Source organism: Paenibacillus planticolens (assembly GCF_013141725.1).
Classification (GTDB): Bacteria; Bacillota; Bacilli; order Paenibacillales; family NBRC-103111; genus Paenibacillus_E; species Paenibacillus_E planticolens.
Genome location: NZ_WHNZ01000039.1, coordinates 242,482 through 257,960, shown reverse-complemented (window position 1 = coordinate 257,960; position 15,479 = coordinate 242,482). Strand labels below are relative to the sequence as shown.

General features: G+C 49.7%; 14 protein-coding genes. 9 read left to right on the top strand and 5 right to left on the bottom strand.

Features of this window, described 5'->3' with window-relative positions; genetic code table 11:
• Positions 1 to 97: 97 nt before the first annotated feature.
• From GC097_RS17275 to GC097_RS17240, 8 genes are all read left to right on the top strand, one after another.
• Positions 98 to 1,048 (top strand): ABC transporter permease, encoded by a 951-nt coding sequence (locus GC097_RS17275; RefSeq protein ID WP_171684538.1) that lies wholly within the window; start codon positions 98 to 100, stop codon positions 1,046 to 1,048.
• 51 nt (positions 1,049 to 1,099) lie between these two features.
• Positions 1,100 to 1,975, top strand: coding sequence for a carbohydrate ABC transporter permease (locus tag GC097_RS17270; RefSeq protein ID WP_171684537.1), 876 nt, complete (start codon positions 1,100 to 1,102; stop codon positions 1,973 to 1,975).
• A 17-nt stretch (positions 1,976 to 1,992) separates the two neighbouring features.
• Positions 1,993 to 3,114 (top strand): prenyltransferase/squalene oxidase repeat-containing protein, encoded by a 1,122-nt coding sequence (locus tag GC097_RS17265; RefSeq protein WP_171684536.1) that lies wholly within the window; start codon positions 1,993 to 1,995, stop codon positions 3,112 to 3,114.
• Between the two features lie 9 nt (positions 3,115 to 3,123).
• The gene (locus GC097_RS17260; RefSeq protein ID WP_171684535.1) at positions 3,124 to 4,317 is read left to right on the top strand and encodes an MFS transporter; all 1,194 of its coding nucleotides are present in this window, start codon (positions 3,124 to 3,126) and stop codon (positions 4,315 to 4,317) included.
• A gap of 23 nt (positions 4,318 to 4,340) precedes the next feature.
• Positions 4,341 to 5,444, top strand: a complete 1,104-nt coding sequence (locus tag GC097_RS17255; RefSeq protein WP_171684534.1) for a glycoside hydrolase family 88/105 protein — start codon at positions 4,341 to 4,343, stop codon at positions 5,442 to 5,444.
• A 10-nt stretch (positions 5,445 to 5,454) separates the two neighbouring features.
• On the top strand, positions 5,455 to 6,972 hold the full coding sequence (locus tag GC097_RS17250; RefSeq protein ID WP_171684533.1) for a glycoside hydrolase family 28 protein: 1,518 nt from the start codon (positions 5,455 to 5,457) through the stop codon (positions 6,970 to 6,972).
• Positions 6,973 to 7,456: 484 nt separating this feature from the next.
• On the top strand, positions 7,457 to 8,167 hold the full coding sequence (locus GC097_RS17245) for a metallophosphoesterase family protein (protein ID WP_171684532.1): 711 nt from the start codon (positions 7,457 to 7,459) through the stop codon (positions 8,165 to 8,167).
• Between the two features lie 108 nt (positions 8,168 to 8,275).
• On the top strand, positions 8,276 to 9,181 hold the full coding sequence (locus GC097_RS17240; RefSeq protein ID WP_171684531.1) for an AraC family transcriptional regulator: 906 nt from the start codon (positions 8,276 to 8,278) through the stop codon (positions 9,179 to 9,181).
• A 159-nt stretch (positions 9,182 to 9,340) separates the two neighbouring features.
• On the opposite strand, the gene GC097_RS17235 is transcribed toward GC097_RS17240, so the two are convergent.
• The 4 genes from GC097_RS17235 to GC097_RS17220 form a co-directional block, all read right to left on the bottom strand.
• Complete coding sequence (locus tag GC097_RS17235) at positions 9,341 to 10,108, bottom strand: DODA-type extradiol aromatic ring-opening family dioxygenase (protein WP_171684530.1); 768 nt, start codon at positions 10,106 to 10,108, stop codon at positions 9,341 to 9,343.
• A 714-nt stretch (positions 10,109 to 10,822) separates the two neighbouring features.
• Entirely contained in the window at positions 10,823 to 11,203 is a 381-nt protein-coding gene (locus GC097_RS17230; RefSeq protein WP_171684529.1) for an ArsR/SmtB family transcription factor, read from the bottom strand.
• 1 nt (position 11,204) lies between these two features.
• Positions 11,205 to 11,627 (bottom strand): SRPBCC family protein, encoded by a 423-nt coding sequence (locus tag GC097_RS17225; protein WP_171684528.1) that lies wholly within the window; start codon positions 11,625 to 11,627, stop codon positions 11,205 to 11,207.
• 159 nt (positions 11,628 to 11,786) lie between these two features.
• Positions 11,787 to 12,764, bottom strand: a complete 978-nt coding sequence (locus tag GC097_RS17220) for an aldo/keto reductase (protein WP_171684527.1) — start codon at positions 12,762 to 12,764, stop codon at positions 11,787 to 11,789.
• A 270-nt stretch (positions 12,765 to 13,034) separates the two neighbouring features.
• Here GC097_RS17220 and GC097_RS17215 point away from each other — a divergent pair, with 270 nt between their 5' ends.
• On the top strand, positions 13,035 to 14,021 hold the full coding sequence (locus GC097_RS17215; protein WP_171684526.1) for a Gfo/Idh/MocA family protein: 987 nt from the start codon (positions 13,035 to 13,037) through the stop codon (positions 14,019 to 14,021).
• 95 nt (positions 14,022 to 14,116) lie between these two features.
• Here the strand turns inward: GC097_RS17215 and GC097_RS17210 are convergent, their stop codons facing one another.
• On the bottom strand, positions 14,117 to 15,478 hold the full coding sequence (locus GC097_RS17210; RefSeq protein WP_171684525.1) for an APC family permease: 1,362 nt from the start codon (positions 15,476 to 15,478) through the stop codon (positions 14,117 to 14,119).
• Position 15,479 lies beyond the last annotated feature (1 nt).

Below are 15,479 nucleotides of genomic sequence, written 5' to 3'. Positions count from 1 at the left end.
GAAATAAAGAAATCATACTGGTTTCTAAGCGGGATGGCTGCTGGTCATCAGAAGCAGCCTTCCCGTTTTAATGAAGCATCGGGAAAGGAAGAGAATTATGCAGGAAGTACAAGCTGTGCAAAGCGTGGTGGAAAGGAAGCAGAGCAGTGAGCTCAGCAGGCGGCTATGGAGGAATAAATGGATATATGTCATGCTGTTGCCGGGCATTTTGTATTTTATCGTTTTTAAATATATCCCGATGTACGGCTTGATTATTTCGTTCCAGAACTATAAGCCTTTCAAAGGGGTTAGCGGGAGCGAATGGGTAGGTTTGGAGCATTTTCAGCGGCTGTTTACAGAGCCTGATTTCTTGAATATTTTGAGCAATACGTTAATTTTGTTCGTCATGAATCTCTTGTTCTATTTCCCGATTCCAATCATTATGTCGCTAATGCTCAATGAAGTAAAAGGGGATTTTTTCAAAAAAACGTTCCAAACCATTGTCTACCTGCCGCACTTTATGTCATGGGTAATCATCGTTTCGATCTCTTTCGTCATGCTGACCATGGATGGCGGGATCATCAACGATATTATTGAATATTTCGGATTTGAGAAAATTAATTTTCTATTAGCTCCAGAATGGTTTAGACCGATTTACATTCTTCAAGTCATCTGGCGGGAAGCAGGCTGGGGGACGATTATTTATCTGGCGGCGATTGCCTCCATTGATCCTGGGTTATATGAGGCTGCTCGTATGGACGGGGCAGGACGACTTCGTCAAATGTGGCATATTACACTGCCGGCTTTACGCAGCGTTATCATTGTTTTGCTAATTTTGAAAATTGGTGCGGTTCTCGAACTCGGTTTTGAACATGTGTACTTGCTGCTTAACTCTATGAACCGAAATGTTGCGGAGATCATTGATACTTATGTATATACAGCTGGTTTAAAACAAGGCCAATTCAGCTACAGCGCGGCAATCGGGTTATTCAAATCATTTATCGGACTCGTTCTCGTTATGATTGTGAATCGCATTGCGAAGAAAATGGGCGAAGAAGGCGTGTACTAGAAGGTTTACGAAGTTCGTTTTGCTGGGGCAAAACTTTTAGGAGGATTCACCATGGTAGAAGATAGATCATTAGCCGGGCGAATGTTTAGCATCATTAACTATTTGCTCTTAACCCTTATTGGTTTGATTACGTTGATCCCTTTTGTGCACGTCGTGGCAGGGTCGTTTACAACCAGCGCGGAGATGGCAGCGAAAAAGTTCGTTATTATTCCAACGGAATGGAGCATTGAAGCGTACCGGTTTATTTTTTCGACGAATACGATTTTTAAAGCGATGGGCGTTTCCATTTGGACGACGCTGCTCGGAACGCTAATCTCAATGTTCATCACCGCCTTGATGGCGTATGGCTTATCCCGCAGAGACGTGGATGGCCGTAAAGTAATCATGTTTCTGGTTGTCTTCACGATGCTGTTTCACGGCGGCTTGGTGCCAACGTTCTTGGTTGTCAAAGAATTAGGGATGATCGACTCCTATATGGCATTGATTTTGCCGACGGCCGTCTCTGCGTTTAACTTGATTATTTTGAAAAACTTTTTCCAAAACATCCCGGAAGGACTCGAAGAGTCAGCGAAAATCGATGGCTGCAGTGACTTTGGTATTTTGTTCCGCATTGTTCTGCCTTTGTCGTTGCCGGCAATCGCCACGATTTCCCTCTTTTATGCAGTGACGTATTGGAACACTTACTTGAGCGCGATTCTCTACTTGAATGAGAGCGCCAAATGGCCGATTCAAGTTCTCCTCAGACAAATTGTCGTTCTTGCGAGCGGCATGGATCACAGCATTGACTTGGACAGCGTGACTCCGCCTCCTGCGCAATCCATCAAAATGGCGGTTATCGTCGTAGCGACAGTGCCGATCTTGCTGGTGTATCCGTTCTTGCAAAAGCATTTTGCTAAAGGAGCTATGATCGGTTCCATCAAAGGGTAAAAGAAAGGAATCCCAACATGCAGACGCATACGCAGCACATCGAGAGTATCCGCCAGCTTCTTGCTGAAATGGATGCATTGTTTACCGGCTTTCATGACTGGCTGAAAGGCCAGTACGACGCGGAAAACGGCGGATTCTATTACGCAAATTCCTCAAAAAAGCTGTCCGGCGATGGGCCTGACATGGAATCGACGGCCCAAGCGCTCAATATTCTTGAGCGCTTGGGTTTACTAAACACCCTGCCGGAAGAGATCAAGCGGGGGCTGATCCGCTTTTTTCAGAACAAACAGGATGCCTCCTCGGGTTATTTCTATGATGCCAATCCGTTTATGCGCGAGGATGAAGTGATGGTGTCGCGGGCGATCTCCTACAGCGTGGGCGCGCTTAGGAAGCTCGGCGGGGAGCCGCTGTATCCGCTGCCTTACGAGGCGCAGCAAGCGCCGGCTTACATGGAGTCGCCGCAAAGCTATCTGGCCTGGCTGCAGTCGGTGCCGCTCGTGAACAGCTGGCGAGGCTGCGACAGGATGTCCACCTCTAGCGTGTACGTGCAGCAGGTGGAGCCTACGGAGCGCAGGGCGGCTTATGCGCGGACTGCGTTCGAATTCTTTGCGCAGACGCAGGACCCGCAGACCGGCCTATGGGGCGAAGGCTCTTACTATGTGCGCATATCGGGGACGTTCAAGCTGCACATTTTCTATGACCGCTTCCAGGTGCCGCTGCCGAGAGAGGATCGCATTTACGAAAGCATCCTCAAGGCGCTAAGGCAGGAGGAAGCGGCGGATATGTGCTATATCCGCAATCCGATTCATTTGCTTTCATATATGAAGCTGGACATACCCATAGAAGAGCTGCGCGAAATCATCGGGATTACGCTGGCGAACATGAAGAAGCTGCTGCGCGCAGACGGAGGCTTCTCCCGTGAGCTTGCCCATTCGCCGACAGCGCCGAATGTGGCGCAGGTCAAGCCGGGCGAGCATTATCCCGACATGCCGAAGGCCGTGCACATTGGCGGCGGCAAGGTGGAAGGCGACATGAATGCGGGGACGCAGGCGCTGCTGATCCGCTCCGTCTGCTACCGGCTTGCGGGCCTTGAAGCACCTCGCCTACCGGCTGACGGCTTCATGAGCTTGAAGCTGTAGGCCGGCGGAATGGCGGTACAAAGCGAAAAGCAATTATCCCTGCAGGCCAAAAGCACTCTGCTCAATCATGGCATCTATCAGTTCGGCAATGCGCTGGCCGGCGTCTTCATCTCTCTTTATTTGTGGAAGCTGACCAACGATCTTTGGATCAACGGAGCCTTCCAGCTGATTATGCTCCTATCTGCGCCGATAGCTACGATATACATTGGCAAAATCGCCAAAATCAGAGACCGCTTATATGCGTACAGAGCAGGCATTTATTTAACTGCCTTATTATACGTTCTCATTCTTATCGCTCAGGAACGCATGGTGGATTACTATATCTGGTTCGCCGTGTTAAAAGGGGTTTCTACCGCTTTCTACTGGCTGGGCAATTTCACCATGATTTCCGATGTTACGGATAATCAGAACCGTCACAACTATTTAGGCTGGAATGCGATGGTTACGCATGTGGCGAACTTGTCGGGTCCAGCGTTGGCGGGCTTGATCATTGCAAGTTTTTCAGCATTGAACGGGTATATGATCGTCTTCGGACTTTCCTCCTTTATGTTTGTTCTGGCGTCATTGCTCAGCTTGCATATTAAGAAAAAGCCAACCCATCATACGGCTTATTATCTCAAATACACAGGGTTGATGCTGAAGAAACGCCCTGATTTTACTAAATCGCTGCTAGGCTGGTTTATTATCGGACTGCCTCAAGGCATCATGATGTACGTGCCGGCCATTTTACTTTTTCAAGTGCTGCCTCAAGAATCTTGGGTGGGGTATTTAAACGCATTTTTTTTAAGCTTATCGATTCTTTCAAGCTATGTGCTGTCGAAGACGGGAAGCGAGTCCTCGACCCGTTCCTATTTGTCCATCTCCGCCTGGGGATTCGTGGTTTCCTCGTTCTTCTTGCTATGGGACATCTCCTTGTGGACCGTGATTGTATTCATGTGCGTGTCATCTTTGTTTAAACCGCTGCAGGCCAACTCCTACACCGCACATTACTATCAGCTGATCGGGGAATTGCCGCTTAAAGAGAACTTCCGGATCGAATCCATCGTCATTCGGGAGAGTGTCATCAATATGGGGCGTGCGGCGGGAGTGCTCCTTTTCATGGGGATGGCCAGCGGAGCCGATCATGTCTGGCTGCCTTGGATCCTCGTCTTCGTCATGCTGATGCAAGTTAGCATTCGTCCATTAATTCACAAATCCATATAGGAATAGAGAGAGGGAAACTTACTATGACTGATGTTTATGCAAAATCACCAATGGAATGGGCGCGAGCTGCCTGCGATTCCATTATGAGCACGTACACACCGATGGAGCTGCCGCCTGCCGGGCGTTGGCATTATCATCAAGGTGTATTTTTATGCGGGATGGAGATGCTTTGGGAAGCCGAAAAGGACGATCGCTATGACGCCTACATTCAGGCTTATGTTGACGGCTTGATCGACGAGAACGGCAATCTGTTCTTCGCTCGCGATGAGCTGGATGCGGTGCAAGCCGGCCTCTTGCTGTTCCGTTTGGAGGCCAAAACCGGGCGCAGCAAATACCGGATCGCTGCCGACAAGCTGAGAAATCTGCTGAACACGCTGAACCTGACGTCTGAGGGCGGATACTGGCATAAAGACAAATATGCCTACAACATGTGGCTCGACGGTTTGTATATGGCCGGCGTCTTTTCGCTGAAATATGCAAATGCGTACGGCGACCTTGCTTTACGCGATAATGTGCTGCATCAGGAAGAATTGATGCGCAAATACATGAAAGACGATGCGACAGGGCTGCTGTACCATGCTTGGGATGAGAGCCGCAAAATGCCGTGGGCGAATGCCGAAACCGGCTGCTCGCCGGAGTTCTGGGGCCGTTCACTGGGGTGGTACGGCTTGGCTGTCGCTCAGTTCCTGGATGAGCTGCCTGCCGACGAGCCGGGTCGCGAAGCTTTGGTTGATTCCTTGCGCGAGTTCGTTCATGCCTTGATCCGTTATCAGGATGCGGAGAGCGGACTGTGGTATCAAGTCGTTGACAAAGGCGATCAGCCGGATAACTGGCTGGAAACCTCCTGCACGAGTCTGTTTGTGTACACGATTGCCAAAGCGATTAAGCACGGCGTTGTCGGCGGAGAGTGTGCGGAAGCAGCTGTGAAAGGCTACGAAGGCTTAATCCGCACGTTGGAATTTGACGAGCAAGAGCGGGTAATTTTGCCGCTAATCTGCATTGGAACGTCAGCCGGCGACTACGAGAACTATGTGACCCGTCCAACTAGTGAGAATGACCTGCATGGCGTTGGGGCTTTTGTTATGGCCTGTGTGGAAGTAGAGTCTCTCGTGAAACAGACGGTATAAGGAGCATCCTATGGCTATTTACAACATAACGGCATTTGGAGCTGTCGGCGATGGCGCGACAGATAATAGCGTGGCGATTGCTGCTGCGATTGAGGCGTGCGGAGCAAGCGGCGGCGGAACCGTAGTGATCCCTGCCGGGACTTACGTAACGGGAAGAATCGAGCTTCGCAGCTATATGACACTGGAGCTGGAGGCAGGCGCCCTCCTTGTGTTCCATACGGATTTTGAGAAGTATCCGGTTGTTCCGACCCGATGGTCGGGGTATGAGTGCTACGGCATTTCGCCGTTAATTTACGGCAGAGGGCTGAAGCAGGTTGCCATTAAAGGCCAAGGCATCATCGACGGCCAAGGCCAAGCTTGGTGGCAAGTGAATCGTCAATTGCGTAAAGGTGAAACGGTGGAAAATGCGCTTACGCGGGAAATTTCGGCCAAAAATGCTGTTTTGAGGGAAACTGTGAAGAGCAACATTGTAGAGTGGGAATCGCAGTTCTTGCGGCCGCCCCTGCTGCAGTTGATCGACTGCGAGCAGGTGAGCCTGGAAGGTGTGACGATGCAGAACTCGCCTTTCTGGAATACGCATCTAGTGTATTGTAAGGACGTACATGTCCATGGCGTTAAAATCAAAAACCCAAGCGATACGCCTAACGGCGACGGTTTGGATATTGACTCCTGCATGAACGTGCGCATCTCCGACAGCTTCTTCGATGTTGGCGACGATTGTCTGTGCATCAAATCGGGCATTGACGAAGACGGGCGACGAGTAGGCAAGCCGTCGGAGAACATCGTGATCACGAACTGCACCATGCTCAGAGGGCACGGCGGCGTTGTGCTCGGCAGCGAAATGGCCGGCGGCATTCGCAATGTCGTCATCACGGGCTGCATTTTCCTTGGCACGGATCGCGGCATCCGCATGAAGACGAACCGCGCCCGGGGCGGTTACATTAAAAATATTTTGGTCAGCAACATTTATATGGAAGACGTGTTCTGTCCTTTAACGATCAACTCGTTCTACCGGCATGGCGTGGATGAAAGCAATCCGCTGATCTCCAGTCCTGATGCGGTTGCCGTCACGGAAAGTACGCCTGTTATTGAGCATGTGCGCATCCATCAAGTGACGGCCAAACGCTGCCGAGCATCGGCGGGCTTCATCTACGGCTTGCCGGAAATGCCGATCCGAGATGTGCAGTTAAGCCACGTACACATCGAGATGACGACAGATCCCGGCGAGCAGGGGGATGAGCCGGACATGGTGCGCGAGAAGCTCATCATGGCGGGAGACGGCATGCTGTGCAAGCACGTGGAGGGCATGGAGCTGCATCATGTTCGAATCGAAACGCGGCAAGGTCCCGCCCTTCGTCTGGAAGATGTCAGGGATATCGAAGTGAACGACCTGAAGATGAAGCAGCCGCATCCGGAAACGCCGGTTATTGCAGCGATTCGTGCAGCGGACTTGTTCGTTAGCGGGCGGCAGTCGGCGCAAAGCCGGTATTTACAGATCGAGAATGAGACCGTAAGCTCTCATAAATAGCAGCATACAGCTGAGAGAAACAGACGAACCGATAGAAACAAGACCTGGCTGCAGAAATTACAATTTATCAATTAGAGTTTAGGGCGCCCGCAAGGGCGTCCTTTGTGTTTCAATGTGATTGCTTGAAAGAGAACTCCGTTCCCTTATTTCGGCGAAAAGTGGAACTTCTGACGCCCGAGGGGAACTACAGGGTCTTATTTCACTCCAAGTGTCTAACTATCTGCTCTAAATCGTGAAATAGCAGATCCTAGATTCCCTTTGCCGCTCGGAAGCCGCTTTTCGGTGGAAATAACGGCCTGTAGTTCCCTCTATGCTTATAGCGGAAAGAGCAGCATGTAGAAGTAAGCGTTTGCCTGCCATTAGATTTTCCACTTGCAATGACTGCTGAGAAATGCTTCGTTCAAGACAGGGGATCCCTATGATAAAATAGAATAAGGTAGATAGATTCTTAGGGTATGAAGCATGACATCAGGGGGTGCAGTAGATGAAACGAACGTTAGTCGTAAGCGATATACATGGTTGTGTGGAGGAATTCAAGCAATTACTTGTAAAAGTCAATTTCAATGCTGAGGAAGACCAACTTGTCCTGCTGGGAGATTATGTAGACCGCGGTCCGGACAGTCGGGGAGCGGTGGAGTACGTTATGAGCTTAGTTCGGGAAAAGGGAGCGGTTGCGCTCAAAGGCAATCATGACCAGCGGTTCGTAGACGTGCTTGGCGACATAGATCCGCTGACGGAAATGAAATTTTTCGAACATGGCGGGATCCAAACATTTAAAAGCTTCTGCGGAAGCGACGATCTCGATTTAAAGAAATCCAAAGAGCGGATTTTGGGAACATGCGGCGATCACATAGCCTTTCTAAACAGTCTTCCGCTTTATCATGAGGACGAGGGACACATCTATGTGCATGCCGGACTGAATCCCGCGTATACGGACTGGAAAACGCAGCCGGAACGGGACTTTTTGTGGATTCGGGCACCTTTTGTCCAGCAGCGGACGGTTGTGAAAAAAACGGTTGTTTTCGGCCACACCCCAGCCAAAGATATTCATGGGAAAGCGGATGTGTGGTTTGATCGCGATAAAATCGGCATTGACGGCGGGTGCGCGTACGGCTTCCAAATTAACTGCCTGGAAATCAAGGGCAATCAACAGTACACGACCCATTCAATTGCTTCGAGAGGCAGTTGGAAGTGATCGCTTCGAATGACCTGTGTCCGGGCGGAGTCTCTTTTTAGCAAGAAACGTCAAGAATAGATAGGTTAAATCACGTACACTGTGGTTAGCAGCTGGAGGGGCGAAACGATGGGCACAGATTACGAGGCGCAGATTCAGGCGACATTGGACTATATTGAGGAACACCTTGCGGAGCCTTTGTCCGTGGAGGGCCTCTCGCGTGTAGCTTGTTTCTCGGAATTCCATTTTCATAGAGTCTTTCAAAGCATGGTGGGAGAAGCTGTGATGGACTACGTGCGGAAAAGAAGGCTGGCCAGAGCAGCCTACCAAATCGCCCATACGGATCAAAAGCTGATCGATATCGCCCTGAACCATGGATTCCAGTCCCACGAGAATTTCACCCGGGCATTCAAAAAGGTGTTCGAGCGTACGCCCCTTGCGTACCGGAAACAGGGCATAATGACGCCTTTATATGCCAAAGCGAATGTGCTGCAAAGGAAATTCAATCCCTATTTAGGAGGCATACGCATGGAATATCAATTGAAAACGAAGCCGGCTTTCAAGCTAATCGGGTACGAACTGAAGACGTCCTGCAAGGAGGGGCAAAATCACCGCGATATTCCCGCTTTTTGGACCTCGTATTTGCAAGAGAATAAAGGCAGCCGTATTGGCAACCGCGTTCACACGGATTCACCGGTTGAGCTCGGGCTTTGCACGGATTTCAATATGGAAACCGGGGATTTAACTTATTTGATCGGGATGGAAGCTACGAGCTTCGAGGGTGTGCCTGCGGATCTGGTGTGCCGTGAATTCCCGGAGGCCAGGTATGCCGTATTTACGACGCCTAAGGTTACGCAAGATCAATTTGTGGCATCCATTCAGAGCACGTGGAAGTCTATTTTTGAAGAATGGTTCCCTCATTCGGGCCTTGAGCACGCAGGCGGCGTGGAGTTTGAACTGTATGACGACCGCAGCCACTCTTTCAAGCATCATGAGATTCAAATGGATATCTATATTCCGGTCAAAGAAAAATAACAGCTTGTAAACAAATAACCATCATTTGTAATCGAACTGCAATCTTGTTTTCATCTGGGCTTAAGGTTCGGGACCTATAATGAAATTCGACCCCCTTTTAATATATATATACTTAAGACCCGCAGCCCGTTGCTGTGGGTCTCTTTTTTTATATGCATGTTAAAAGGATACGGACAGATAGCTCAGCGAACCGACTTCATAGCTGCGGTGAATGATTTGAGGCGTACGTGCCGGGTCGCCGCTGCCCATTGCGATATAGAGCGGAATGAAATGCTCCGGTCGCGGCACAGCCATGCGCGCATTCGGGGCTTCAGCCGCGTAGTTGAACAAAGCCTCCAGTTTCTGCGCTTGCATGTTCTGTACGAGCCAATCGTCGAAAGCAACGGCCCAAGCGTCAGGCTCCGTTGCACTCCAATTCAGCGCGCGCAGGTTATGCACGGTTGCGCCGCTGCCGATAATCAGGATATCTTCCTGATCGAGGCCGCGCAGCGCTTCTCCAATGCGATACTGCTCCGCGGGAGGCAGGTAAGGATTCACGGATACTTGAATCACCGGGCACACGGGAGTAGGGAACATACGCAGCAGCGGCACCCAGGAGCCGTGATCAAGTCCGCGCTGGGAATCCAAGTTCACCTGGATGCCTTTGGTCTGGAACCGTTCGGCGAGCTTAGCGGCCAGCGCCTTATTTCCTCTTGCCTCATACTTGATTTGGAAAAGCTCCTTCGGAAAGCCGCCAAAATCATAGATGGTTTCATACACATCATCCGTAGAAGAGATGGTGAGGACCTCTGTTTCCCAATGAGCCGTGAAAATAACGATGGCTTTAGGTGAAACCTTTTGACCATAATCCAAAAGAAATTCGGTACAAGCTGTATCTTGAATAGCCATCATGGGGGATCCATGCCCTACAAATATAGGTGAAATCATGATTTGTCACTCCTCTTGATTACATTAAATAACTTAGTTACTTTATGTAACTAATACTACGCCATAAATCTCTATCGGTCAAGTAAGTTGTTTACTTTTAGTAAGCGAATGAGAGGGGATCAACATTCAGGAGATCAAGGGATAGTATTCCCGAAAAGACGGACCATCATCATGAGGCTGTTCCCAGTCATTTCTGTGACTTGTGGGGCAGCCTTCCCAGCAGTTATGCTTCTGTGGTCAAAATAAAAGGAAAATTTCCTGCTAAACTGACTCAAGATGCTCGTCAGATCCATTTAGCTGGAAAAACCCCCTCTATTGCACCGATTTCATGAGAATTCTCTGAATCCGGTCAAATTAGCGGGAGGTTTTCCTTCTAAAATCCATGCAAGGTCATCATTCGAGCCATTTAGCGGGAGATTTTCCCGTTAGCCCACACTCGCCAACTTCGTAAAAGCTTGGATTTGAAATCTTCAAGAATCTACGTATGGGACAGCCTCGCTTCTCACCTTGCTACCCTCGCTACTCTTACTCTCATTGTACGAAGTGCAATCATTTCATTCCAATTGGCTCGGAACCTGCTGATTTCGGCCCGAAAAGTTGCAACAGAGAGGTGCAAGGTGTATTACGGCCAAAACGTTGTACTTAGAATACATAGAAAATAGTCTCACCGCCTAAATTAAAAAAACCTGGCCATTGGCCAGGTTTCGTCATAAGTCACTCCTGCTCCGCAGGTTCGGCCAATTCCAGCGCGGAAAAGGGATTCCCGCCTTCCTCGTCGTCCGACTCCACGAATCTTTTGAGTGCGTTTAATTTGTTTTCCCAATAACGCTCATAATAAGATAGCCAACGCTTGAGCTCCATCAATGGTTCCGCTTCCAGCCTGTAACGGGTCTCGCGGCCGACTTTCCGCTCTTTCACCAACCCGGCATCGGACAGAATGCGCAGATGCTTGGATACCGCGGTGCGGCTCATCGGGAAATGACCGGAGATCACCGTGACGGGCAGCTCCTGCTCACGAAGCAGCTTCAGCACCTGACGCCTGGTCGGATCGGCGATCGCTTGAAACACATCATGTTTCTGCGATGGGACTGACATCTTACGCCTCGACGTAAGCGGTGAGCTTCTGAGCCAGCCCAGTCCAGCCTTGCGCCATGTTCTCGCGGATCGCTGTGTGCGGTTGGCCGAATTCAGTGACTTTATCCGCATCCCAGCCGGAGTGAATGAGAGTGAATTCCGTTTTGCCGTCCAGATCCGTCAATTCGAAAGTGAGCGACCAATCTTTGCCCCATGAGAAAGAAAGACGGTTAGGCGGCGTAATGTCCGTTACTTTGCAAGGGGAGTTGCCGAAAGGTCCGGCTACCAAGTGAAATTCATAGCCGGCTTCCGGCTTGAAGTTATTCGGCATGAACCAAGCTGCGATACCTTCGGAAGTGGCAACGGCATTCCATACTTTTTGGATTGGCGCATTAAAGACTAACGTTTGTTTGATGTCTGGCAGTAGGTTGGTTTGGTTGCTCATTTGTAAAATACCTCCATTGAGTGATGGTTATGTGTTGGATTCAAAAAGCGAAACCAAAAGGTTTCATATTGGATTATACGAAACCTTTTGGTTTCATGTCAAGGGGGAACAGAAAAGCGGCCAATCCCTTAAGAGATTAGCCGCCGTTTTCATCCTGATTTACCAGGCGTATGCTTCCGGAGCTGGTTTGCCCGGCCCTGGGAAAATGTCATCCAACTTTTTCAAAGTTTCTTCGCTCAGCGTGACATCAGGTACGCGTAAGGAATCCTGAAGCTGCTCTACCGTTCTTGGCCCGATAATCGGCGAGGTAACAGCCGAGTGAGACAATACCCAAGCCAGGGCTACAACGTCTTCTTTTTCACCGATCTCTTTGCAGAGCGCTGCAAATTGCTCCAATTGGCTCCGGTGTTTCTCGATTCGTTCGGCTGAACGCGCACTACGCGCGCCTGTACCGGCCAAGGCGTTGCGGCCTAGCAATCCTCCTGCAAGCGGACTCCACGGAATGACCCCAAGGCCGAGCTTCTCTGAAGCGGGAAGCACTTCCAGCTCCGGCAATCTGGCAAGTAAATTGTACATGTGCTGCTCGGAGACCAGACCTAGGAAGTGGCGGGCTTTGGCCTCAGCTTGAGCGTATGCGATATGCCAGCCTGCAAAGTTGCTGGAGCCGATATAGTCAACGGTACCTTGATTGACCGCGGATTCAAATACTCCCCACAACTCATCCCAACTCACGTTGCGGTCGATATGATGCATTTGATACAGTTCTATATGATCTGTCTGCAATCTTTTGAGGGATGCTTCCAGATGGCGCCTGATTTTGTAGGCGGATAATCCTCGTTCCGCATTTGGCCCGTCATGGGAATCGTTCATATCCCCATAGACTTTCGTCGCCAGAATGACTTTCTCTCTGCGGCCTCCGCCTTGTTTAAACCAACGTCCGATAATTTCTTCCGTCCAGCCTCTGTTATCCACGCCGCCGTAAACGTTAGCTGTATCGAAGAAATTGATTCCCGCGTCTAATGCGGCATCCATGATTCTAAAAGCTTCTTTTTCCTCGGTTTCCGGTCCAAAATTCATCGTGCCTAAACAGAGCTGGCTGACCTTTAATCCGGATTTCCCTAAATACGAATACTTCATGATTCATCCTCCCACATTCCTCTTGATATTAGTAAATACTAATTTTTATGAAGACTTGTACGTGATGACATTTTATATTCTATAGAAGTTTCTATGTCCTTGAAAGTAGTGAAATCCTTGAAAGTTGATGAGCTGAACGTAACCTTCTATAGATAAAGTTACTAACTAACCATCCGATCCTATGTTCAAAAATCCCAAGCCGAGCCTTTATCAACCCTCTCAAATCAGGTATAGTAAAAAGAACCAAAACCTAACAATAAAGGAGACACTATGATACGTTTTGCCGTAATAGGAACCAACTGGATTACAGAGGAGTTCATACACGCAGCCCGCGAGACCGGGGAATTCGCTTTAACAGCGGTGTACTCACGCACAGAAGAGAAGGCAGCGGAATTCGCGAACAAATTCGAAGTTCCGCACAGGTTTACGGATCTGGATGCATTCGCGCAAAGTGATGCTTTCGATGCGGTCTACATCGCGAGTCCGAACTCGCTGCACGCGCAGTATGCGGTTCACTGCATGAATCATGGGAAGCATGTGCTTTGCGAGAAGCCGGCAGCTTCCAATACGGCTGAGCTGTCCGCGATGATTGAGGCTGCGCGCAGCAACAAGGTTGTGTTCATGGAGGCGCTCAAATCTACGCTCATGCCGAACTTCAAAGCCATTCAAGAGAATATCCATAAACTTGGTAAAATACGCCGTTATTTTGCAAGCTACTGCCAATATTCCTCGCGGTATGATGCCTATAAGATGGGCACGGTGCTGAATGCGTTTAATCCTGTTTTTTCCAGCGGCTCCTTGATGGACCTTGGCGTTTACGGCATTTATCCGCTTGCGGTGCTGTTCGGAAGCCCGGATCGCGTGCAGGCAAGCGGCATACTGCTGGAATCCGGCGTCGACGGGGAAGGCAGTCTTCTGTTGAGCTACAAAGAGATGGATGCGGTCATTATGCATTCCAAAATTGCAAGCTCCTATTTGCCTACGGAAATTCAGGGCGAACACGCAACGATGGTCATTGATAAAATCAACCAGCCGGAAAAAGTGGAAATCCGCTACCGGGACGGCTCTGTGGAAAATCTGACGCGTGAGCAAAGCACTAGAACGATGCGCTATGAAGCGGAAGAATTCATCCGCTTGATCCAAAACGGAGCGTCAGAGTCCGAGACTAACTCCCATGCCAATTCCAGCATCGCAATGGCGATTATGGATGAGGCCAGAAAACAGATGGGGCTTGTATTCCCCGCCGACCGCAAGTAAAAAGAACCGAGCGATGATCAGGAAACGTTCCTGAGTTCGCTCGGTTTTTTGCTACCTTGACAAACGCGCCCGTCCTAAAAGGACGACGAAGTCGTTTATCCTTGTTTGATAGAACCGGAGGTACGCATGGGTTTATGAGGGATAGACATAGGGGCGAGTACGGTTCCAGCTCCAGAGCTAACTTTTTTCCAGATCAGATGATACATAATCCCGATAATGAGCCACACACCGCCCATCCATAGGGCGTCCAGATCAAGCAGCGAGAGCAGATAGCCAATGAAGCCGGCTCCCGCAAGCGGAAGCGCCAGATACAAGAAGGTATGCTTCACGGAACGTTGCTTTTCTTTGATGTATTTTTGTGCAATAACGGAGATGTTCACGAAGAAAAAGGCTGTCAGTGCCCCAAAATTGACGAATTTGACCGCACTGTCTAAGGAGATTGCGAGTGCCAGCAGGGAGACGCAGCTGACGATCGCGATGTTGATGACCGGTGTGTTGAACTTCGGATGCAGGAAGGCAAACACCCGTTTAGGCAGAATGGAATCGCGCCCCATCACATAGAGAAGGCGGGAAACGCTCGTTACGGACGATAAGCCTTGGGTGAAAATGGCGAGTATGAGCACGGTAATAAACACGGAGCTGAGCGCGGCTCCGCCTACAAGCTTTACGATCTCGAAGCCGGCGGAATCTACGTTGACTAAGGTTAGGTGTGGATAAATGAGCTGAGTCAAAACGGACGGCACCAAGTAAAGAATGCTGGCCGTAACAATGATAATCATGATGGCCCGGGGGATCGTTTTCTTGGCGTTTACCGTTTCTTCGGACATGGTGGTCACCGTATCAAAGCCAAGGAAGGAGAAGCAAATCATAGAAGCTCCGGCCAAAATCGCGGAGAACGGCACGTCATTTTGAATGAAAAGTCCCATAGGATGAACGTCTCCCGTCAAATTGCGGGCAAGGAAGAAGCAGAAGACGGCAATAAACAGGATTTGAATCCATACGAACAATTTGCTGATATTCGCGGAAAACTTAATGCCGATCATATTGACGGCGCCAAGGACGATATTCAGTCCAATGATCCAGACATAAGCCGGAATAGACGGGAACTGCGCATGCAGATAGATGCCGAAGGTAAGACAAGCGATGATCGGGGAGAAAAAGTAGTCCAGCAGCAGCGCCCAGCCGACGAGGAAGCCGAGGTAGGGGTGGATGCTTTTTTGGGTATAGGTATAGGCGGAGCCTGATGTAGGAAATGTTTTGGACATGACGCCATAGCTGTACGCCGTGAAGAATATAGCGATGAAAGCCAGCAAGTAAGCCTGTGCCAGCATGCCATGGGCATTCTCGTAGGCTATCCCGTAGATGGAGAAGTAAATCATAGGCGTCATCCACGCAAGCCCCATGTAGACGACTTGATACAGACTTAAGGATTTCCGCAGCGAGACTTCGTTTGTCATG

Bases quoted from the DNA above. Each gene is read 5' to 3' on its own strand.
- GC097_RS17275 (WP_171684538.1), top strand. From the start codon at position 98: ATGCAGGAAGTACAAGCTGTGCAAAGCGTGGTGGAAAGGAAGCAGAGC.
- GC097_RS17270 (WP_171684537.1), top strand. From the start codon at position 1,100: ATGGTAGAAGATAGATCATTAGCCGGGCGAATGTTTAGCATCATTAAC.
- GC097_RS17265 (WP_171684536.1), top strand. From the start codon at position 1,993: ATGCAGACGCATACGCAGCACATCGAGAGTATCCGCCAGCTTCTTGCT.
- GC097_RS17260 (WP_171684535.1), top strand. From the start codon at position 3,124: ATGGCGGTACAAAGCGAAAAGCAATTATCCCTGCAGGCCAAAAGCACT.
- GC097_RS17255 (WP_171684534.1), top strand. From the start codon at position 4,341: ATGACTGATGTTTATGCAAAATCACCAATGGAATGGGCGCGAGCTGCC.
- GC097_RS17250 (WP_171684533.1), top strand. From the start codon at position 5,455: ATGGCTATTTACAACATAACGGCATTTGGAGCTGTCGGCGATGGCGCG.
- GC097_RS17245 (WP_171684532.1), top strand. From the start codon at position 7,457: ATGAAACGAACGTTAGTCGTAAGCGATATACATGGTTGTGTGGAGGAA.
- GC097_RS17240 (WP_171684531.1), top strand. From the start codon at position 8,276: ATGGGCACAGATTACGAGGCGCAGATTCAGGCGACATTGGACTATATT.
- GC097_RS17235 (WP_171684530.1), bottom strand. From the start codon at position 10,108: ATGATTTCACCTATATTTGTAGGGCATGGATCCCCCATGATGGCTATT.
- GC097_RS17230 (WP_171684529.1), bottom strand. From the start codon at position 11,203: ATGTCAGTCCCATCGCAGAAACATGATGTGTTTCAAGCGATCGCCGAT.
- GC097_RS17225 (WP_171684528.1), bottom strand. From the start codon at position 11,627: ATGAGCAACCAAACCAACCTACTGCCAGACATCAAACAAACGTTAGTC.
- GC097_RS17220 (WP_171684527.1), bottom strand. From the start codon at position 12,764: ATGAAGTATTCGTATTTAGGGAAATCCGGATTAAAGGTCAGCCAGCTC.
- GC097_RS17215 (WP_171684526.1), top strand. From the start codon at position 13,035: ATGATACGTTTTGCCGTAATAGGAACCAACTGGATTACAGAGGAGTTC.
- GC097_RS17210 (WP_171684525.1), bottom strand. From the start codon at position 15,478: ATGACAAACGAAGTCTCGCTGCGGAAATCCTTAAGTCTGTATCAAGTC.